General features: G+C 34.4%; 19 protein-coding genes. 10 read left to right on the forward strand and 9 right to left on the reverse strand.

The genetic code is table 11. From position 1 onward, the window contains the following. Positions 1-49 precede the first annotated feature (49 nt). Complete coding sequence (locus SBO79_RS12985) at positions 50-268, reverse strand: hypothetical protein (RefSeq protein WP_318640823.1); 219 nt, start codon at positions 266-268, stop codon at positions 50-52. A 113-nt stretch (positions 269-381) separates the two neighbouring features. On the opposite strand from SBO79_RS12985, the gene SBO79_RS12990 reads away from it, so the two are divergent. After that, positions 382-1,050, forward strand: a complete 669-nt coding sequence (locus SBO79_RS12990) for a response regulator (RefSeq protein ID WP_318640824.1) — start codon at positions 382-384, stop codon at positions 1,048-1,050. On the opposite strand, the gene SBO79_RS12995 is transcribed toward SBO79_RS12990, so the two are convergent. From SBO79_RS12995 to SBO79_RS13005, 3 genes are read right to left on the reverse strand one after another with little or no spacing between them, the layout of a single operon-like run. Further along, positions 1,042-1,263: a hypervirulence associated TUDOR domain-containing protein gene (locus SBO79_RS12995; RefSeq protein WP_318640825.1), complete on the reverse strand. Its 222-nt coding sequence runs from the start codon at positions 1,261-1,263 to the stop codon at positions 1,042-1,044. The two genes, SBO79_RS12990 and SBO79_RS12995, sit on opposite strands and share 9 nt — an antisense overlap. A gap of 5 nt (positions 1,264-1,268) precedes the next feature. Further along, positions 1,269-3,188, reverse strand: coding sequence for an OmpA family protein (locus SBO79_RS13000; protein WP_318640826.1), 1,920 nt, complete (start codon positions 3,186-3,188; stop codon positions 1,269-1,271). Between the two features lie 11 nt (positions 3,189-3,199). After that, positions 3,200-4,111 carry a PorP/SprF family type IX secretion system membrane protein gene (locus SBO79_RS13005; RefSeq protein ID WP_454771242.1) on the reverse strand — a complete coding sequence of 304 codons (912 nt, stop codon included), beginning with the start codon at positions 4,109-4,111 and terminating at the stop codon, positions 3,200-3,202. Positions 4,112-4,429: 318 nt separating this feature from the next. On the opposite strand from SBO79_RS13005, the gene SBO79_RS13010 reads away from it, so the two are divergent. Then, positions 4,430-5,152, forward strand: a complete 723-nt coding sequence (locus SBO79_RS13010) for a DUF4197 domain-containing protein (protein WP_318643515.1) — start codon at positions 4,430-4,432, stop codon at positions 5,150-5,152. A gap of 23 nt (positions 5,153-5,175) precedes the next feature. After that, complete coding sequence (locus tag SBO79_RS13015; RefSeq protein WP_318640828.1) at positions 5,176-5,880, forward strand: DUF4197 domain-containing protein; 705 nt, start codon at positions 5,176-5,178, stop codon at positions 5,878-5,880. A 199-nt stretch (positions 5,881-6,079) separates the two neighbouring features. Here SBO79_RS13015 and SBO79_RS13020 read toward each other — a convergent pair whose 3' ends face one another. Further along, complete coding sequence (locus tag SBO79_RS13020; RefSeq protein WP_318643517.1) at positions 6,080-6,877, reverse strand: ABC transporter substrate-binding protein; 798 nt, start codon at positions 6,875-6,877, stop codon at positions 6,080-6,082. 14 nt (positions 6,878-6,891) lie between these two features. After that, positions 6,892-7,710 carry an orotidine-5'-phosphate decarboxylase gene (pyrF, locus tag SBO79_RS13025; RefSeq protein ID WP_318640829.1) on the reverse strand — a complete coding sequence of 273 codons (819 nt, stop codon included), beginning with the start codon at positions 7,708-7,710 and terminating at the stop codon, positions 6,892-6,894. Between the two features lie 738 nt (positions 7,711-8,448). On the opposite strand from pyrF, the gene SBO79_RS13030 reads away from it, so the two are divergent. The 5 genes from SBO79_RS13030 to SBO79_RS13050 are packed head-to-tail and all read left to right on the forward strand — an operon-like array spanning position 8,449 to position 14,036. Continuing rightward, complete coding sequence (locus tag SBO79_RS13030) at positions 8,449-8,646, forward strand: helix-turn-helix transcriptional regulator (RefSeq protein WP_318640830.1); 198 nt, start codon at positions 8,449-8,451, stop codon at positions 8,644-8,646. Next, positions 8,639-9,502, forward strand: a complete 864-nt coding sequence (locus tag SBO79_RS13035; protein WP_318640831.1) for a DNA-methyltransferase — start codon at positions 8,639-8,641, stop codon at positions 9,500-9,502. The genes SBO79_RS13030 and SBO79_RS13035 overlap by 8 nt, the downstream gene beginning before the upstream one ends. Next, positions 9,495-10,565, forward strand: coding sequence for a DNA cytosine methyltransferase (locus tag SBO79_RS13040; RefSeq protein ID WP_318640832.1), 1,071 nt, complete (start codon positions 9,495-9,497; stop codon positions 10,563-10,565). The genes SBO79_RS13035 and SBO79_RS13040 overlap by 8 nt, the downstream gene beginning before the upstream one ends. Continuing rightward, positions 10,549-12,390: an McrB family protein gene (locus SBO79_RS13045; protein ID WP_318640833.1), complete on the forward strand. Its 1,842-nt coding sequence runs from the start codon at positions 10,549-10,551 to the stop codon at positions 12,388-12,390. The genes SBO79_RS13040 and SBO79_RS13045 overlap by 17 nt, the downstream gene beginning before the upstream one ends. After that, complete coding sequence (locus SBO79_RS13050) at positions 12,390-14,036, forward strand: LlaJI family restriction endonuclease (protein ID WP_318640834.1); 1,647 nt, start codon at positions 12,390-12,392, stop codon at positions 14,034-14,036. Before SBO79_RS13045 ends, SBO79_RS13050 begins: the two co-directional genes overlap by 1 nt. Before the next feature lie 551 nt (positions 14,037-14,587). Here SBO79_RS13050 and prfA read toward each other — a convergent pair. The 3 genes from prfA to SBO79_RS13065 form a co-directional block, all read right to left on the reverse strand. Then, positions 14,588-15,664, reverse strand: coding sequence for a peptide chain release factor 1 (gene prfA / locus SBO79_RS13055; RefSeq protein WP_318640835.1), 1,077 nt, complete (start codon positions 15,662-15,664; stop codon positions 14,588-14,590). Positions 15,665-15,820: 156 nt separating this feature from the next. Then, the gene (locus SBO79_RS13060) at positions 15,821-18,391 is read right to left on the reverse strand and encodes an adenosylcobalamin-dependent ribonucleoside-diphosphate reductase (RefSeq protein ID WP_318640836.1); all 2,571 of its coding nucleotides are present in this window, start codon (positions 18,389-18,391) and stop codon (positions 15,821-15,823) included. Between the two features lie 288 nt (positions 18,392-18,679). Next, positions 18,680-20,143 (reverse strand): aminoacyl-histidine dipeptidase, encoded by a 1,464-nt coding sequence (locus SBO79_RS13065; protein ID WP_318640837.1) that lies wholly within the window; start codon positions 20,141-20,143, stop codon positions 18,680-18,682. 168 nt (positions 20,144-20,311) lie between these two features. Here SBO79_RS13065 and SBO79_RS13070 point away from each other — a divergent pair, with 168 nt between their 5' ends. Both SBO79_RS13070 and SBO79_RS13075 read left to right on the forward strand, forming a co-directional pair. After that, positions 20,312-21,391 carry a DUF3810 domain-containing protein gene (locus SBO79_RS13070; RefSeq protein ID WP_318640838.1) on the forward strand — a complete coding sequence of 360 codons (1,080 nt, stop codon included), beginning with the start codon at positions 20,312-20,314 and terminating at the stop codon, positions 21,389-21,391. Positions 21,392-21,456: 65 nt separating this feature from the next. Continuing rightward, positions 21,457-21,951 (forward strand): RNA polymerase sigma factor, encoded by a 495-nt coding sequence (locus SBO79_RS13075; protein ID WP_318640839.1) that lies wholly within the window; start codon positions 21,457-21,459, stop codon positions 21,949-21,951. Positions 21,952-21,953: the final 2 nt, after the last annotated feature.

Raw genomic sequence — 21,953 nt, forward strand, 5'->3', positions numbered from 1 at the left:
GACTAATACACATTGGCATAAGTCAGTTTTTATAATAAAATTAAAATTATTATCTTTTTGGTGGTTTAATAATATCCGGCTCTCCTGCAAATGGATCTCCAGTTGACATCGCCGTTGAATCTGTAGGTGTGGAAATAATTTCCTGATTCAAAGCTGGATTCGTCATTCTAGAGCTGTCCATTGGCCCTTCAGCCATTTCATCAACAGAACAAGAAAATGTAAAAAGTGAAAGTGCGATCACTGCTATTGCTAAAAATTTATTTTTCATAACGATTTGGGTTGTTTGTTATTTTCTAATACAAAGAAAACAATAAATTCATATTATAGGTTACGGCATACACGTAAAATTTTATTAGATTTGAATTAAACTATATAACATTAATGGCAACAAAAATTCTTATCGTAGATGACCACCCCATGACCGTGGCAGCCTACGTGAATTTATTGACTGAGATCAACCTAGGGCCATTTCCTGCCAAATTTATAACTGCTTACACGTGTGAACAGGCTTACAATATGATCAATATTCAAAATACCATGGAAACTCCAATTGACTTGGCCCTTCTGGATGTTAGTTTACCCTCCTTCGTTTTGCAAAATATTATGGATGGTGTTGATATCGGCAAGCACCTAAGAAAAAGAATGCCAGATTGTAAAATAATAATACAAACAATGCACAGCGAGCCGTTAAGAATCGATAATATTATCAATCAACTATCGCCTGAAGGTTTTATCTCCAAAAACGATATTGATTTTGAGAGTTTTCCTAAAATCTGCCAACGTATCATGAATGGCGACATCTATTATAGCCATACAATTGAACAAGCTCGGGAAGAATTTGCCAAATTTGATATAGATTTTGATTTGCATGACAACAAGATTCTTAATCTTTTATCACAAGGTGTCAAAACTATCAACTTGCCTGACTATATCCCTTTATCTTTGAGTACAATTGAGAAGAGGAAGGCAACTATTAAAGACCAACTTTTACAAGGAAAAGGCTCAGATCTGGAATTATTGCAAAAAGCGAGAAAGCTAGGATTAATATAGTTTCCTAGACTTTTTTAAAGCGCTGCCTTTGTGAGCAGCAATATGATCTGACTTATCACTTCTTATTTCATATTGCGGATCGTCTTTGCTCGCGTGGTGCGTATATCCTTTATAATCAAAATCCTGATAATGTAATTTTATAATTTTGCCACTCACCATTCCCGCTTCTGAATTCCACTTTACATGGTCTCCAATTTTAAAATCTGATGCCATAGTTTCTAAATTTTAGTAATTACAAATTCACTTCTTCGATTCATTTGATGTTCTCCTTCTGAACATTCGATTCCGTCTGAACAATTGTTAAGCAATTGCGACTCTCCAAAACCTGCCGATTTTAACCGCTTTGGCGAAATCCCTTTTTTAATCAGCCAATTCATAGTCGACTTTGCACGATTTGTAGATAATTCTAAATTGTATTCTTTTGAAGCGCGACTGTCGGTGTGCGACCTGATGCTGATTTCCATCATCGGTTCTTGCTGCATAATCAACAGAATTTTTGTCAATTCATATTCGGCATCGGGACGAATATCAAATTTATCCAAATCAAAATAGATATTTTTAATCGAAAGTATTTTGGCCAGATCATCACCAACTTTCATTGGTTTTTGAGATTTCTCAAAGATAATATCGGTTGAAGTTTTAGTTGAAGTTGCAGTCACTTGTTCTTGAGAATCATATAAATCTTTTGAAAATGTAAGATGATAGTTGTGCGCACAATCAATAGTAAACGAGAATTTTCCATCTTCTGAAGTTAGAATGCTTTGAAGACTTTCACCTTTCTGATTTTGCAACGTGACTTTCACTCCAGAAACCAAGTTTTTGTTCTCTGAATCGACAATCCTTCCTTCATATGTGTTCTCGCATTTTTGCACTTTCGTGAATTTATAAATATCATCAAATCCAAGTCCTTTGCTCCTATTGGAACTATAGAATCCTTTGCCAGTTTCCGAATTTATCAAAAAAGCAAAGTCGTCAGCATTGCTGTTGATTTCTGATCCGAGATTTTCAACGCGAACATCTTCTAATTTAGAATTCAAATCTGTTTTATAAATATCCAGTCCGCCCAAACCTGCTCGGCCGTCCGAAGAAAAATAGAGTTGATTGTCAGCACTTATAAAAGGAAAAGTTTCTCTGCCTTCGGTATTAATTTTTGAACCTAAATTCTCTGGCTTTCCATAATTTCCATTTTCGAAAATTTCTACTCGAAAAATATCCGAAGCGCCAACTGTTCCTGGCATATCTGAGGAAAAGTACAAATATTTTTCATCAGCGCTCAAAGCAGGATGAGCACAACTAAAATCATCACTATTAAAAGGAAGTGCAATTGCATCCGTCCACTTTTTACCATCAAAATTGGCCTTAAAAATTTTAAGCAAAGTTTTTTTATTCTGATTTTTGACTCTTTTTCCTTCTTCCGAATTATTTTGAGTGAAAAACATCGTCTTTCCATCTTCGGTGAAAATCGCCGATGATTGATTCAGTTTTTTGCTGAAATCCGTTTTTAAAGGTTTTGGATTTGACAAAATTCCATCAGTCGAAATAACTGCTTGGTAAATTTTTGAAAATGCTTGATTGGTCCAAGAGTGCGTTCTTTTGATAAATCCTGAGGTATCGCGGGATGAAGTGAAATAGAATTTATCATTCAAAATAAACGCGCCATAATCTGAGTAAGGTGAATTTATTGAAGTTGTGTCAACTTTAAACTGCTTTGGAATCAATTTAATGTCTTCCAAATAATTTTGATTCCCGAAATACAATTTGAATCTTGAATCTGACTTTATCTCTTCAGGAATTTGATTTAGAAATTTATCCGCCAAATCATATTTATTCTGAGCTTTTAGACTTTGAACATACCTAAAATAATATTCGGCAGGGACTACTTGTTTTTTCAATCCGAAAAGTGATTTATAATAGGAAGTAGCGCTTTTGTAATCTCCATTGAAATAATACGAATCTCCAATATTCTGATAAACTTCTGCAGTTCGGAAACCTTTTTTTAATAGCTTTTTATAAATTTCCACCGATTCAAAATACCCCATATTTTCGTGCTTAGTATTGGCCACAGAAAGTTTCTGCTCTTGGCAAAAAGCAGTAGATAAAAAAAGCAGGCTTAGAAAAAGCAGTAAATAATATTTCATAGTTCTTAATTTTAGAAAAATCTCGGGGAACTAAGTCCGCTGTAGGATTTAAATAATTCGAAACGTAAAAAGATTTCGTGACTTCCTTGATTGTATTTCTGCAGTTGTGTGGTTTCAAAATCGTAGGCATAACCAACAAATAACATTTCAGAAATTTGAAATCCTGCCAACGCACTTACTGCAGCGTCATATCGATAAGCAGCACCTAAAGTTAGCTTTTGATTAAATAAAAAGTTCGCCGATAAATCCATCTGCAAAGGCGTACTATCAAGGTATTTCGCCAAAAAAGCTGGTTTGAAATCGATATCAGAATTTATCGGAATTACCGTTCCAGTGATGAAGTATAAATTAATTCTTTCCCGATTTAGCGAAAGCTCATTATCATCGTACTTATAATTTTCGAAAAGTTGAGGTGCGGATAATCCAAAATAAGTTTTGTCTGAATGTAGATAAAAGCCAATTCCAAGATTCGGACTTATGGAGTTTTTGAAATTTTCTAGAGTTGTATCAGCTACATCTTTTGGATTAAGTTTATTTGCGTAGAAATTGAAAAAAGTCGCTGAGGTATTCAGTCCGAAATTTAGAGAAAACTTTTTCGAAACTATCAATGTATAGGAAACCGCGGCGGTGATAGTGTTTTCGGCGGTTGGGCCAATTTGATCATTCACGAAAGATAATCCCGCACCAATATTTGAACTGGCAAATGGTGTATGAATCGAAAATGCATTTGTTTTGGGCGCTCCATCAAATCCAACCCATTGATTTCTATGCATTGCAAAGAGCGACATAGCACCACGACTTCCCGCATATCCTGGATTAACCACTATCGTGTTGTACATATAGTGCGTATATTGCGAATCCTGCTGCGCGAATGCAAGGGAGATACTAAAGATGCAAGTAAGCACTGTAAGTAAAGTCTTCAAATTCAAAAGGATAGAATTTTAAATATTGATAGTCTCTCAAAAATACGTTTTTATTAGTAATGACCACCGAGAACTTCAACTGAAACCAAGACAAAATTTGCTTGACAGAAGAAAAATACTTCAATTTTAAAGATTTCGGCTCTCTTAACGGGTAGTAGCCATTTAGCGAAAGCGAAATTACCGCCACAATATACCCGAATCATATAAAAATAATAAATTTAAGAAATTGTATATTTGAAATTCTAGATTAAGAAAATCTTCAATTTGTAAAATTTTGGATTGCTCTTTGCTAGTGATAGATTTCTTAAATAATATATGATGAAAAGAATAGCAATAATAATACTGATGATGGCACCCTTTTATGGCCACTCGCAGATTAAAGGATTTCTAGACAAAATAGGAAATAGTCTTGAATCAGTAACTGGCGAAAGCACGGACCGTTTTGATATTTCTGGAGCTTTGAAAGAAGCTTTAAATAAAGGTGTTGACAAAGAAGTTTCGAAACTTACACTTGAAAATGGATTTTATAAGAATGAAGCCGTAAAGATTCTGATGCCCACGGAACTCCAGAAAGTGGACAAAACTTTGCGAAGCGTGGGATTATCATCGCTCTCTGACGAAGGAATTAAATTACTAAATCGTGCCGCCGAAGAAGCAGTTAAGGAAGCAACTCCAATTTTTATCACCGCCATCAAACAAATGAGTATTGCCGATGCTAAAACAATATTGATGGGCAAAAATAATGCGGCTACCACTTATTTAGAATCTAAAACTACCAAAAATTTATACGCGAAATTCAATCCAGTAGTTCAGAAAAATCTCCGAAAAGTTGGCGCTGACGTGGCTTGGACTTCTATAATTTCAAAATATAATTCACTTCCACTTACTACCGACGTAAATCCAGACATTACAGATTACGTGACTAAAAAAGCACTTGAAGGTGTTTTTAAAATGATTGCGGTAGAAGAATTATCGATTAGGACAGACATCGGCGCTAGGACTTCTCCCCTACTAAAGAAAGTCTTTGCGATGCAAGATTAAATAAACCAACAAACCAAAATACTATGAAAAATAAAATATTAGCACTCGCAGTGGTGCTAAGCCTTTCTGGCTGTGCCGAACTGCAACAAGTAGCATCTCAATATCCTGGAATTGGACAAACGTTAGGAAATGCTGATATCGCGATGGGGCTTAAGGAAGCGTTGAATAACGGTGTCACCAAACAAGTAACAAAACTCACCGTTTCGGATGGTTTTTATAAAAATGCTGCCGTAAAGATTTTGCTTCCGCCCGAACTTCAGAAGGTGGATAAAACTCTGAGAGATCTTGGACTTTCTAGTCTTGCTGACGAAGGTTTAAAAGTTTTAAATCGTGCTGCCGAAGATGCAGTTAAAGAAGCGGTTCCAGTTTTTGTAACTGCGATAAAAAGTATGACCATTACCGATGCGAAAAATATTTTGATGGGCAATGACAATGCTGCCACTATCTATTTGCAAAGAACAACTAGTTCACAACTTTATGGTAAGTTTAATCCTATCGTGAAAAAATCGTTGAGTAAAGTTGGAGCAGATAAGACTTGGAATCAAATTCTTACAAAATATAATACACTGCCGCTTGTAACAAAAGTAAATCCTGACCTAAATGACTACGTAACAAACGAGGCTTTGAAAGGAGTTTTCACAATGGTAGCAGTAGAAGAGAAGGATATTCGTAACAATGTTGCGGCAAGAACTTCAGATTTACTGAAACGAGTTTTTGGAATGCAATAAATTGCGATTGTAATAGATTGTTAGTCAATAACATATAAATAACATACTCTTAACAACTGTATTAAAATTTTAATTGCATCTTTGTATCATAATAAAGGGTTTTTATTATTTGGTTAGAGTTAGTTACAAGAATGCCAGTGTTTTATTTCACTGGCATTTTTATTTTTAGTCCTATTTAGAAAGCATAAATATTACTTTCCTACAAAGAATTTAGGTCGTTTCGAAGCTTTTTGAAGTAATCAAAAGCTAAAATTAGCCTCGATCCATACCAAGAAAACATTTCTCCATCCACCACCATAATTTTTACTTTCTGATTTAATTTCACGAAATCATCAAAATCTGATTCCTTAAAAGGATAGGGTTCAGAGGATAAAAGAATATAATCAACCTCGTTTTCTTTGATGTTTTCAATCTGTACTTCAGGATATCTTTCCAGATTTTCAAAAGCATTTTGGAAATTATTCAGCTTTAAAATCTCATTGATATAAGTGCTATTTGCCGCAACCATATAAGGATTTTTCCAAATAAAATACGCGATTTTTTGTAGTTTTTGAGTGGAAGCAAAAGCGTGAAATTCTTGCATTGCAGCATTAGTTTCACAAACCATCTTTGCAGCAGAATCTTCTACACCAAAGATTTTTCCGAAATCCAAAATCATCTGATTATTATCTTCTACCGTATAAATATTGGTCGTCCAAACTGGACAAATTGCCGAAAGATCTTCGACAATTTGTTGGGTATTTTCCTCTTTATTGCAGATAATTATATCTGGTTTTAAAGCAGCAATTTTATCAAAGTTGATCACTTTGGTACCGCCAACCATAGTTTTTGTGTTTTTGAGACCAACCGGATGAATACAGAATTTGGTCAAGCCAACGATGCTGTCTTCCAGCCCTAAACTAACAAGAAGTTCAGTTTGCGAAGGCACCAAAGATACGATTCGCTTTGGCGTTTCAGTAAACGAAAATGTTTTCCCAATCTGATCAGTTAGTTGCATAGCCAAAAACGAAATTACATTTTATCGATGATTGCGCTCATTTGCGTTTGCATTTTTAGCGCTTCTTCTCTTGCTTTTTCGGCAAAGTCCAATCCACCCGAAGCATAAATTATTCCTCTAGAAGAATTTACCAAAAGACCCACATTTTTGTTCATTCCGTATTTGCAAACCTCCTTCAGATTTCCACCTTGCGCTCCTACTCCAGGCACCAATAGAAAACTTTCTGGAACGATTTTACGAACTTCAGCAAGGTATTCCGCTTTGGTAGCGCCAATAACGTACATCAAGTTTTGACTGTTTTTCCAAGTTTTCGAAGTTTCAAGAACCTGTTTGTACAAGTCTACTCCATCCACTTTTTTAGTTTGAAAATCGTAGGCACCTTCATTTGAAGTCAATGCCAACAGAATTGCAAATTTATCTTCGTGTTGCAAAAATGGCTCAACCGAATCCTTTCCCATATACGGCGCCACAGTTACAGCATCAAAGTCAAGATCTTCAAAAAATGCTTTGGCATACATTGCCGAAGTATTTCCGATATCACCTCTTTTTGCATCGGCAATGGTAAAAATATCCGGGTACGTTTCGTTGATATATTGCACGGTTTTCTCTAGAGATTGCCATCCTTTAATCCCGTACGCCTCATAAAATGCAGTATTTGGTTTGTAAGCAACCGCCAAATCATGAGTTGCGTCAATGATGGCTTTGTTGAATTCAAATATTGGGTTTTCGCTATTTAATAAGTGCTCCGGAATTCGTTCCAAGTCCACATCTAGTCCGATGCATAGGAATGATTTCTTCTCTTTTATCTGTTGTGTTATATGCTGTATGGTCAAAATATATGATTTTTCGTGTTTTTACTACGGTGCCAAAGTTCGTTAAATTTTGTCTAAAAACCCTAATTTTGTAAATATAATAATGAGGTCGAATAATCGTTTGTCAAAGATATTTTTGGGTGGAGATTGCTATTTCCGTGATATTTTTTTGGGCGAGACCTGCGCCAAGACGAATACGGTAACATTGAAGATTTGTTTTGGCGCAGGTCCGGGCTATACGTTCCCAATCTTTCTTGTAGCTTTTGCTCCGCAAAGCCACAAGAAAGGATTTGCTTCGCCAGTTCGCAAAAGCTCGGGTCCACTGCTACCCCTCTCGCGGGACTTGTGGTGAGGTTGGAGTGAGGTGGTTGGGTGAAGTTAAATAGCAATTTTCCATAACTTGCTTGCCTATCAAACAACATTTCCTCACTGGATATAAATCTATTTATTAGCAAAATAAGAAATATATTAGCGTAAGTATAATCAAACGTCCTCCAGCTATACATAATTTCTTTGTGTATGGCTTATCATATCGGTGATATTAATGTGTTAATTACTAATAACCTTGTTTAGTTTGTCATGAAAAGCCAATATCGAGACTTATCTGAGCGCACAGGGGTAAAACTTTAATTTTATGATAAACCAGCCAAGTCGGATTGATTTGGAGACTTACTGAATTTCATTGTTTACTATCTTAAAAAATGAGATAATAAATACAATAAAGTATATTTGCACTTCCACATAAGTCGAAAGAAAAATATGAACAGAATTAAAGTGGTTTTGGAAGAAAAAGGAATTAAGCAAAAGTGGCTTGCAGAACAATTAGGAAAAAGTTATAACATGGTTAATTCTTACATTCAAAATAGACAGCAACCAAGATTAGAAGTGCTATTTGAAATAGCGAAGATTTTGAAAGTGGACGCAAAGGAACTTTTAAACAGCAAAACTAATGTGTAAAGAGACCATTGAATTTGAGAATATTTATGTAGTTGAAGAGCCACAGTTGGATTTGTTTGCTTATTCAGATGAAAATAATTTAAGGGATGAATTCAAAATAGTTTCTAAAAATAAAGAACTTGAATTTGAATCAATAGGCCGACATACTCTATTGGGAAATGGTAATTGTGTTGAGTATTTAAAATTCCTGAAATCTTCTACTGTAGATTTGATTTTAACAGATCCTCCATATAATCTTGGAAATTTTATGCATAACAGGAATACAAACCTTGTAAAAATGCGTGAAAATCAATTCGCATATGCAGGTTGGGACAATTTGTCTCAGGAAGATTGGGAAAAGGAAATGGACGTTTTTTTTAGCGAAAGTAGTAGAATTCTTAAAAAAAGAGGTGCTTTACTTTTGTTTATGTCACTAATTAAAATAGAAACAATTATAAAACTTGCATCAAAATACAAATTCTATTACAAGACAACAGGAATATGGCATAAAACTAATCCTATGCCTAGAAATATGAATATTCATTTTGTCAATTCGACGGAAGCTTGGGTTTACTTTATAAAGGATGACACTTCTGGAACTTTTAATAATGATGGCAAGTTGGAACACGATTTTATAGAGACGTCACTAACAACAGGCAAAGAGAAGCAATTTGGTAAACATCCGACACAAAAACCGACGAAAGTTATAGCACATTTTATTAATTTATTATCTAACGAAGAGGATGTTGTACTAGATCCATTTATGGGAAGTGGTACAACAGGTGTATGTTCTAGAAAATTAAAAAGAAAGTTCATTGGAATAGAATTAAGCGATGAATATTATGAACTTTCAAAAAAAAGAATGCTGAATGAGTAAGTTAAAAGTTGCAGATTTATTTGCTGGCGTTGGTGGATTATCGCAAGGTTTTATTTCAAAAGGATTTGAAATAGAATTTGCAATAGAACATAATAAGGAAATAGCATATTCTTATAAATTAAATCATCCCAAAACAATTGTTTACGATGAAGACATTTCAAAGATAGATTTAAAACTCCTCAAAGAAAACCATCCTAAAATCGATGTTATTGTTGGAGGTCCGCCTTGCCAAGGTTTTTCGCAAAAAGGTAAGAGATTAAATATTGATGATGAGAGAAATTATCTTTTTAAAAAGTTTATTGATACAGTTGAAATATTTAAACCAAAGTACTTTGTTTTAGAAAATGTGCCCAACGTTTTAACAACAGCAAATGGTTTTTTTAAAGATGAAATTATAAAAGGGTTTGAAAAATTAGGTTATGCAGTAAACTCAACCATATTAAATGCATCAGATTTTGGGATACCTCAGAATAGAAAAAGAGCTTTTTTTATTGGCTCATTAAGTGGAGATTTATTAGAATTTCCAAAACCTAATAATATTAAAATCACTATAAAGGACGCAATTTACGACCTTCCACATCTTGAGTCAGGGCAAGGCAAAGAGTTTTTTGAATATGATAAACAACCTTTATCAGACTATCAAAAAAAATTACGCAGTAAATCGAAAGGAATTTATAATCACCAATCTACTAAACATTCCGAATTAGCAATCGAGAGATTGAAGTTGATCCCGAAAGGAAAGGGAAAGGAAGTTCTACCTCCAGAGCATAGAACTAAATCAATTTATAGTGGAACTTGGACAAGATTGCCAGAAGATGGAATTGCCGCTACAATTACAACTAGATTTGACACACCGTCATCTGGCCTTTTTACGCATCCTATTTTAAATAGGTGCTTAACAGTTCGTGAAGCAGCAAGAATTCAATCTTTTTCAGATGATTTTATTTTCTATGGAACAAAAACAATACAAATGAAACAAGTCGGAAATGCCGTTCCACCTTTGTTAGCATCAGAAATAGCGAAAATAATTAAGAAAGACATAGAAAATGAACTTACCAAATAATGTAAAAAGACGAATTCCGATAGATCCAAAATTAGCTGTAGGGTCATCATTGCCTAAACCAAAAGAATTAATTGCATTAACAATTTTGTTATATCTCTTAAATGAAGAAAAGGAATATCTTGATTATTCAGTTCAGTCTGGCAATACTATTAATATTAAAGATGAATTGATTGATTCGATGAAAAATTTCTTTTCTTCCATTAATGGTTATAATGAGCAAAAAATCGATGACCTAAGAAAAGATAACCCGTTGGTTACAATGCAACTTGAACCTTTACAAGTTTCTCTTCAAATAGTTTGGAAACTTGCAAAAGTAAAGGCTATAAATTCTAGTTCTTCAAGTCAGGAAAGAACCGGAAGAGTTAGAGTTCCTAAATCATTAAATTTCACCTCTAATCTTATTTTACTCAAATCCACATTAAGTGACGATAATAATGCGATTACAGAACTTGCGAAAAAAGTTTTGTATTCTTGGCTTTTCAATGAATCTGTTGAAGTAGAAAATCAAAATTTAGAATCTAAGTTAAAGACAACTTTATTAATATTAACAGAAGATACTCTATACAAAACTTGGCTAAACGATAATACTGACGTTCTTTTCCAACAGGAAGGCATTTATGATTTAATAAACAATTCCACAGATGCAGTTGATTTAAAAGGAGCAAAAGAAATTAAAGGAACTTTAAGAAACTTAAAATCTCTTTATTCTCACAATTTGCATCCATACCTAAAAGTAGAAGGCGATAATGTTAGTTTAAGAGACCAGACTTCATTAGATGAATATGTAAATTATAGAATTAAAGTTGCTAATCAATTAGACTTGACACCAAAAAACATAGAGATTGTTGAATTAGAAAGAGAGAATGAGGAGACAAACGGTCCTCAAAATTTAGAGAATATCCCTCATCAAATCATTTTCTTCGGTTCTCCTGGAACAGGAAAAAGTAGAACTGTTGAAAATATTACGAGAGATAAAAGAATCGTAAGAACAACATTTCATCCTGAAACAGATTATCATTCTTTTGTTGGAAGTTATAAACCTGTAATGGATGGAATCAGCATAAAATACGAGTTTGTTCCGCAAGTATTTACGAAAGCATATTGCAATGCTTGGCTAAACCCGAAACAACCATATTTCTTAATTATTGAAGAAATCAACAGAGGAAACTGTGCTCAAATTTTTGGAGACTTATTTCAATGTTTAGATAGAGATGATAACGGCTTTTCAAAATATGACATTAATTGCGATAAGGATTTAGCAAAATATTTGAAAGCTGTATTTGAAAGCTCTGATAATTTAGATGCAGTAGGTGAATACAAAGCAAAAATCCAAACAGAAGATTTTGATAAAATCATTCTGCCAAACAATTTATACATTTTGGCAACAATGAATACATCTGACCAATCTTTATTTCCAATGGATAGTGCCTTCAAAAGACGTTGGGATTGGGAATTTGTACCAATTAATTATGAGGACGCAAATTCTTTAAAAATCGTTGTAGGAGATAGCACATATAACTGGGGTAACTTTATTAAAAACATCAATCCGAAAATTAAAGAACTAACAGGAAGTGAAGATAAACAACTTGGAAACCGCTTTGTAAATCCCAAAGATGGAAATATCACGTTTGATCAGTTTAGGTCTAAAGTGCTGTTTTATTTATGGTCTGAAGTATACAAAGATGAATACGGTACACAAAATTCAATATTTAAATTTGAAGAAAATGGAGAGGTAAAGGATTTTCAATTTGGTGATTTATACAATGAGAATTCAACAGATTTAGTAAAAGCTTTTTTGACTTATAACGCAATAGAAGTAGTATAATGATTATCCTATTTGAAGAATATCAATACAAAACAGAAAAACTTAAACAAGTTTTATCTGAAAGATATTTCTTTCCAATCAATTCTGTTTACTCAAAAATTAGTTATGTCGGTTATTACTTTAATCCACTAATAAACGATGCTGTTATCATTTTTCCAAAGGTATTCATTAATGAATACGGTTTAGCTTTTGATGAATTTGAGCCTGAAACTTTAGTAATACTAACTACTGAAGAAAAGGATATTCTTTCAAAAACAGGAAAAGACAAAATTGTTTTTGAAATCTCAACTTGGCTATACAGAGCAGTTCAACAATTCAATAAACGCCATTTTTATAATTCAATTTCTGAGAATCAATTTTTGAATCAAGTTGTTACCAACCTTGAAGAAAAATCGAATACAGAACTTGATATTATTTTAAGTTTATTAAAATTCTATAAGGAAAGTCAGACTTTATTTTCGTTTATATCAAAATCTGCTCATTCACAACAAAATAAGATAAATTGGCATAAAACAATTAATAAAAAACAGCCAATTATTCAAAACAATACACCTATATATCTTGATTTAGCAACTACAAGAAAAAAAGTTAATTATGACGAAGAACTCTTAGTTCTTTTCTATTCAACCTTATATTTCATCAAAGGAAAATATGCTTTTGACTTTTATCCACCGCAAAATTATGAACTTATCAAAGGTCATCAATTTGAAAATGTTTTGCGTAAAGGTTGCAGATATTTAAAAAGTATCAAAGACAAGTACTATTCAGACAAAATGATTAGTTTGTATAATTTACTCTATGCTTTTTTTGAAAGAAGCGAAAAAACACAATCCAAAAAACAAATTGAAGAAGTTCTATTAATAAAAGATTTCAATATTGTATTTGAAGATATGATTGACGACTTAATCGGTGATAGTCAATTATTGCCTGAATTAAAAAATCACGCAGATGGAAAACAAGTTGATCATATTTATAAATATAAATCACTTTTATTTGCAGATGAAATTTATTTCGTTGGTGATAGTAAATATTACAGTCCAAAAAATAGCGTGGGGAAATATTCCAAGGCAAAGCAATTCACTTACGCCAAAAATGTAATTCAGTACAATATTGACTTATTTAATGATCATAAATTAGACAAGCAACTTAGGTATAGAGAAAATTTAACCGAAGGTTATAACATTACACCAAATTTCTTTATATCAGCTTTCGTAAATAAAGACTTTGACTTTTCAAATTCCTGCTTAACAGAAGCAGGGAAACCAATAATGCAGAAACATTTTGAAAATCGTTTGTTTGACCGTGATACATTAATTGTTCAGTCTTACAATATTAACTTTCTATTTGTTATATCGGCTTATTTAACTAACAATTCAACATTAAAGACAAACTTCAAAAATGACACACGTAAAAAGTTCAGAGAAAAATTAGTTTCATTTGTTAATGACAAATACCACTTTTACATTCTTGAACCAAAAGACAATTTATTTATTGAAAAACATTTTAAGCTTTTAAATGGTAAAATTTACAAACCGTCAAACTTAAAAGAGGAATTAATTTTAGCATTCGAAAAACACGACCAAACATTCATATTAGCAAAAATAGAAGAAGATCTAAAAACAAAAACAGAGTACAATTTAACATAGCTAAAGGTGATATAATTAACTTTCTTAAAACCTTACAGAGCCTAACAAAAATTGATTAAGAGAAAAATGACAATGAACAAACGCGGACGAAAACAAGGGCGAAATACTAACAGGTGTTTGTGCCAAAAGAGGGTTTATCAATAAATGAATATTTGACGTTGTATCAAATTTTTTGCTGGGTTGCCATTACCACTGCTACCTGATTACCTTTGCTTCTGTAAAATTCCTGATTTACCAAATTTAGTTATATTGTTAAATCTTTTCTTAATTCAAAAATTTTTTCAATCAAACCCCTCACCCCGCGAGAGGGATAGTACTGGACCCGAGCTTTTGCGAACTGGCGAAGCAAATCCTTTGTTGTGGCGTTGCGGAGCAAAAGCTACAACAAAGATTGGGAAGGGATAGCCCGGACCTGCGCTACCCTAAATGCTGAATGGTATCGCGGTTTTCTTGGCGCAGGTCTCGCCCAAAAAAAACTCCAACTTCAACAAAAGAAAAAATGCCTTGAAAAATAATTTCTCAAGGCATTTATATTTAATAGCAGTTTCGGTTTAGAAAACTTCGCTCGCTTCTTTCAATTTTTCGGTATTGCTTACCAACTGAAGTTCGTCTACAATCTTCTGGATTTCACCATTCATAATATTTCCAAGATCGTAAAGGGTCAGACCAATTCGGTGATCTGTAACACGACCTTGTGCATAATTGTAGGTTCTAATTTTTGCAGAACGGTCACCAGAGCTCACTTGTGATGTTCTCTTAGTAGCATCTTCAGCCTCTTTTTTGGCAAGTTCCTGCTCGTAAAGTCTTGAACGCAAAACGCCCATCGCCTTATCTTTATTCTTATGCTGCGATTTCTGATCTTGACATTGCGCGATCAATCCCGAAGGAATGTGGGTCAATCTCACCGCAGATTTTGTAGTATTCACCGACTGACCTCCAGGCCCTGACGAACAGAAAAAATCTACTCTCACATCGTTCATATCTATCTGTACATCAAATTCCTCCGCTTCTGGAAGTACCATAACCGTGGCTGCAGAAGTATGAACTCGACCTTGAGTTTCTGTCTGAGGAACACGCTGCACTCGGTGTACACCTGCCTCAAACTTCAAAGTTCCGTAAACATCCTCGCCGGTAACTTCAAAAATCACCTCTTTGAATCCTCCCGAAGTACCTTCATTCATATCCACCACTGATGTTCTCCATCCGCGGTTTTCACAGTATTTAGTATACATTCTGAACAAGTCTCCGGCAAAAATACTCGCTTCGTCTCCACCAGTACCTGCACGAATTTCGACCATCACGTTTTTGGCGTCTTCTGCATCTTTGGGAATCAGCATAAATTTGATCTCGTCTTCCAATTCAGGAATACGATCATTTGCCTCTTCCATCTGCATTTTGGCCATATCATTCATCTCAGGATCGCTTCCGTCAGCAAGAATCTCCTTCGCCTCAGCAATATTTGAGAGCAGTGAAACTAGTTCCTCACGCTTTGCAACAAGTCCTTTCAAGTTTTTATACTCTTGATTAAGTTGCACATAGCGCTTCTGATCTGCAATTACCGCAGGCTGAATAATTAAATCTGATATCTCGTCAAAACGTTGCTTAACTATTTGTAGTCTATCTAACATCGTGTGTTTCTTTCTTTATATAGGAGTGCAAATTTACGAAAAAATCGTTTATATTTTGTGTTGTTCTGTATAATAGTGTCTTAATAAAAAAATGCAGGTCAAAAAGTTGAGAATTTCTCTTTTTTGAACCTGCATTTTTAAAGAATTAACCAATTATTATCCGCATTTTGACGAACCACAGTTTTTGCAAGTAAGACAACCTTCTTGATACATCAATTGAGTTGAGCTACAGTTGGAACATTTCTGACCAGCGATTTCTGTTCCGTCTGGAACATATTTCTTTAATGCTCTAGCAACACCATTTTTCCACGTATTAATGGATTCAGTGCTTAATTGTAAACTATTAATAAGATCTACAACATTCTGAATTGGCATTCCGTGACGTAAAGTCCCAGAAATCAATTTAGCGTAGTTCCAGTATTCTGGATCAAATTTATGAGATAAACCTTCGATTGTGGTTTTGTACCCTCTCAAGTTTTTATATTGAAAGTCATAACGGCTGCTGCCATCTTCGTTTCTATTTTTGATAATGCTTCCTTCGGTTACCCATCTTGGAATCAAAATTCCATCTTCGTCATCAGATAATCCGGTGAAAATTTCATAAGGACGATCGTCAAGGATTCCGATAAAAGCAATCCATTTTTCTTTATTATTCTGAAATCTTACGATGTCAGCTTCTAGAATTTGAGGTCTCTTGGAAGTGAAAAGTATTGGAGTAGTTGTCAAGCCTTCGGTTTCAGGCTTTTCCTCTTTCTTAGTTTCATTCGAAATCAAAACTCCAGATCTTGAACCATCTCTGTAAACAGTAACTCCTTTACATCCTTCTTCCCAAGCTGTTCTGTATAACTGATCTACTAAATCTTCGGTAGCGTCATTCGGAACGTTGATTGTCACTGAAATTGAGTGGTCAATCCATTTCTGAATTGCTCCTTGCATTTTCACTTTACTCAACCAATCAACATCATTTGAAGTTGATTTATAGTAAGGTGATTTCTCTATAATCACATCCAACTCTTCGTTAGAATAATTGATAGTCGTATCTAAGTTGTTTATTTCCATCCATAATTTAAAATTATGGTGAAATACAACATACTCTTCCCAAGAATCTCCTACTTCATCGACAAAATCAATACGAACATCTTTATCGTTTGGATTAACTTTTCTTCTTCTTTTGTAAACTGGCATAAATACCGGCTCAATTCCCGAAGTTGTCTGAGTCATCAAACTTGTACTTCCTGTTGGCGCAATTGTAAGAAGTGCAATATTTCTACGACCGTGCTCCATCATATCGTTGTATAAAGCTGGATCGGCATCTTTAATTCTCATTAAAAATGGATTGTTCTCTTCTCTTTTTGAATCATATATTGCAAAAGCACCTCTTTCGGCAGCCATTTCTACAGAAGCTCTGTAGGCAGCTAGTGCTAGAGTTTTGTGTACTTCTACAGAGAAAGCAGTTCCTTCTTCGCTAGCATATCTAATTCCCAAAGCGGCAAGCATATCACCTTCGGCAGTGATTCCAACCCCTGTTCTTCTTCCTTCTTCAGCTTTGATTCTGATTTCTGTCCAAAGATTACGTTCTGTTCTTTTGATTTCTTCATCTTCGGGATCGGCATTAATTTTTGCTAGAATTGCATCAATTTTCTCCAATTCAAGATCGATGATGTCATCCATCATTCGTTGCGCTTTGTTCACGTGTTTTTTGAAAAGTTCAAAATCAAACGAAGCTTCTTTTGTAAACGGATTGTTTACGTAAGCAAATAAATTGATTGCAAGAAGACGGCAAGAATCATAAGGACATAGTGGAATTTCGCCACAAGGATTTGTAGAAACAGTTTCGTAACCTAGATTTGCGTAGCAGTCAGGCAATGATTCATTGATAATTGTATCCCAAAACAAGATTCCTGGCTCTGCAGATTTCCAAGCATTGTGGACAATTTTTGACCAAATTCTACGAGCTTCCACATCTTTTGTGAAGGCAGGATTATCGCTGTGAATAGGATATTTTTGAGTATATTTTTCGTCATTTTTTACCGCTCTCATAAAGGCGTCGTCAATACGAACCGATACGTTTGCTCCGGTGATTTTACCTTGCTCTAATTTGGCATCGATAAAATCTTCTGAATCTGGGTGGTTTATAGAAACTGACAACATCAAAGCTCCACGACGACCATCTTGCGCTACTTCTCTAGTTGAATTTGAGAAACGCTCCATAAACGGCACAAGACCTGTAGAAGTTAATGCTGAATTTTTTACCGCCGATCCTTTTGGACGAATGTGAGAAAGATCGTGTCCTACTCCACCACGGCGTTTCATTAGTTGGACTTGCTCTTGGTCAATTTTCATAATTCCGCCGTAAGAATCACTTTTTGATCCATTACCAATTACGAAACAATTTGACAAAGAAGCTATTTGATAAGGATTTCCAATTCCAGTCATTGGACTTCCTTGCGGAATGATATAATTGAAATCCTTGATTAGGTCAAAAATTTCATCTTCGCTCATTGCATTTGGATAGCGAACTTCAATTCTTGCAATCTCACTTGCAATACGACGGTGCATATCGTTTGGAGATAATTCGTAGATATTTCCATCAGAATCTTTTAAAGCATACTTATTAAGCCACACTCTAGCGGCCAAATCATCCCCTTTAAAGTAATCTAAAGACGCCTTAAAAGCTTGATCGTTAGTATATTTTGTAGATTTTTCTGCAGCAATAACATTTTCCATAGGATTAATTTTTGGTAGACAACAAAGTTACCAAAACTTCAACATTTTTTACTTGAAAAATTTAAAGATATCAACAAGTTATCAAATTTATTTTGCAATTTGTTGATTTTCAGATGTTTATTAAATATTGAGTAGCGAAAAGTTTACAAATTTTTTTACTTTGATATTTTCCTAGCGATTTTAAATATTTAATTTTACACTAACAGCCGTTAGGAAAACCGCAAAAAAAATCCAAAAAAAATCCCGAAACAGAGGCGTTTCGGGATTTGATTGAGAATATATAATAACCTAATTTTTTACAGGAATATTTTCTAAAATTTCTACAAGATATTTCCAGAATTTTTGAGATGATTTTATAGATGCACGTTCATCTGGAGAGTGAGCTCCTTTGATCGTTGGTCCAAAAGAGATCATATCCATATCTGGATAATTCGTTCCTAAAATTCCACATTCTAGACCTGCGTGACAAGCTACAACATCTGGTTTATCGGTATTTTGTTTCTGATAAATATCAACTAATACATCCAAAATTTCAGAATTTACATTTGGAGTCCATCCTGGATAAGATCCGCCAAATTCAACTTCGCATCCAGTTAATTCAAAAGCAGAACGAAGCGCATTGGCCAAATCCATTTTTGAACTTTCTACAGATGATCTGGTTAGACATTTAATTTCTACAGTTCCGTCTTTAATAACAACTCTGGCAACATTATTAGAAGTTTCTACAAGATCTTCCATATCTGGACTCATTCTGTAAACTCCGTTGTGTGCTGCATAAATTGCTCTAACAACTCCTTCTTGAACTCCTAGAGCCATCACTTTTGCTGGAGTATCGCATTTTTCGATGGTAATCGAAAGATTTGGCTCCATTGTATGCAATTCAGATTTGATATCGCCAATTACTTCCTGCATATCAAAAACGAAAGCTTCGTCATAAATCCCCGAAATAATTACGGTGGCATTACTTTCTCTCGGAATCGCATTTCTCAAACTTCCTCCATCAACTTCTGCAATCTGAAGTCCGAAGTTTTCAAACCCATCAAATAATAAACGGTTCATAATTTTGTTGGCATTCCCCAATCCTTTGTGAATATCCATCCCGGAGTGACCTCCGTTAAGACCTTTCACCGAGATTTTATATCCAACTGAATTTTCTGGTGTTTCTTCTTCCTCGTACCCGCGAGTAGCCGTTACATCAATTCCTCCGGCACAACCAATATCAATTTCGTTATCTTCTTCTGTATCAAGATTTAAAAGTATTTCTCCTTGCAGAATTCCACCTTTAAGATTCAAAGCTCCCGTCATTCCAGTTTCTTCGTCAATTGTAAACAAAGCTTCGATTGCAGGATGCGCAAGATCTTTACTTTCCAAAACTGCCATAATCGCTGCAACTCCAAGTCCGTTATCTGCACCTAAAGTTGTTCCACGAGCGCGAACCCAGTCACCATCAACATACATATCGATTCCTTGAGTGTCAAAATCAAAATTTGTATCGGCATTTTTTTGATGCACCATATCCAAGTGACCTTGCAAAACAATAGGCTTGCGATTTTCCATTCCCGCAGTGGCAGGCTTTCTGATAATTACATTGCGAATTTCATCTTCAAAAGTTTCTAAACCTAAACTCTCTCCAAATTGTTTCATAAACTCAATTACTCTTTCCTCTTTTTTGGAAGGGCGAGGAACTGCATTCAAATCTGCAAACTTATTCCAAAGCACTTTTGGCTCTAAATTTCTAATTTCTTGACTCATATATATGTTTTAAAAAATTTGTGTTAGACAATTCAACAAATATAAGAAACTCAAAAGCAGCAAGATATTATATTCTATTTTTCTTAGTAAAATTCCTTAATTTTAAACTCTCAAATTAATTTTTTCGCTTTCGCTAAAAGACGAATTGGTAAGAGATAATATTTTCAAATGAACCACACTACTTTTAAGAAATACTTCTTGCCTTCGCTACTTTTGATTAGCATCGTTGCAGTTCAGATTTTGTCCGCATTTCCCGAATTTATAGAACGGTACTACAGCAATTTTCTTTTTCAATATATCTCGAAGGGTTTGCGACTGACCTTTGGCAGATTGCCATTTTCGTTTGGTGATGTACTTTATATCTCGATAATTCTCTATTTAATTTACCATTTAGGTATTTCGATAATTCGAAAGAAGAAATGGACACTTAAACAATCACTTTTGAATGTCTTGTCTGTTTTAGGTGTATTCTACTTCCTATTTAATTTTCTCTGGGCGCTGAATTACCACCGACAGCCAATTACCGAAAGACTAAATTTTACTACAGAATATACTTCTGCCGAACTTCTAGTATTCACGAACAAACTAATTCAAAAAACTAACCAACTTCAGGAAGAAATAACTTCAGACAAGGACAAAATCGTACTTATTCCCTACTCTACTTCGGAAATGTACAAATTGAATTTGGCAGGCTATAAAAATTTAGAAAAAGAAAATTCAGAATTTGCTTATTCAACTATTAGTGTCAAAAATTCTATTTTCTCGGTTCCCTTAAGTTATATGGGTTTTGCAGGATATTTGAATCCCTTTACCAATGAAGCGCAGGTAAATACCGAAATGCCAAAATATTCTATTCCAGCAACAGCAAGTCACGAAATGGCGCATCAGATAGGAATAGCATCTGAAAGTGAAGCTAATTTTGTGGGTTATCTATCTACGGTCCAAAATCCAGATTTATTTATCAAATATTCAGGCTATACGATGGCGCTGCGCTATTGCCTCGGCGCTTTAAAATTTCAAGACGAGCAAGAATTTCAAAAGACTTTTAAAACTATCAATCCTGGAATTTTAAAAAACTTCCAAGAAAGTGAAGACTTTTGGAACTACTATTCAGGCAAGACAGACAAATTTTTCTCCATTTTCTACGATAATTTTCTAAAGGCAAACAAGCAAGAAGATGGATTGGAAGGCTACAGCAAATTTGTTGATTTACTGGTTGGCTATTACAAAACAACGGACTTACCTTAAGCCTTTAGCCAAAATTAATTTCACGAAAGTGTAACAAAAAGCTTCAGAAAACTACTAATCAAAATATGACCACGAATACCGAAGCCGATTTCGTTCAGCAATTGAAGGCAAATCAAAACATTGTGCATAAAATCTGCCGTCTCTACACACGAGATCAGGATTCGCACATGGATTTGTTTCAAGAAATCACAATTCAGCTTTGGAAAGCCTATCCGAAATTTCGTGGAGAAGCAAAATTTTCGACTTGGGCATATCGCGTCGCATTAAATACTGCTATAACACTTTACCGCAAAAGTACTCGGACTATAAATACTGTCGAATTTGATTCACAATTTCACATTACAAAATGTGAAGATTATAATTATGAAGAGGAAGAGCAGCTAAAATTGCTGTATCAAGCAGTTTATCAGCTAAACGATATTGAGAAAGCAATCGTTTATATGTATTTAGAAGAAAAGGATTACGCGGAAATTTCTGAGACTTTAGGAATAACGGAGGTCAATGCAAGAGTAAAAGTCAACAGAATCAAAGGGAAATTAAAAAAAATATTAAATCCGTAGAA

It is taken from the genome of Flavobacterium ardleyense (assembly GCF_033547075.1).
Classification (GTDB): Bacteria; Bacteroidota; Bacteroidia; order Flavobacteriales; family Flavobacteriaceae; genus Flavobacterium; species Flavobacterium ardleyense_A.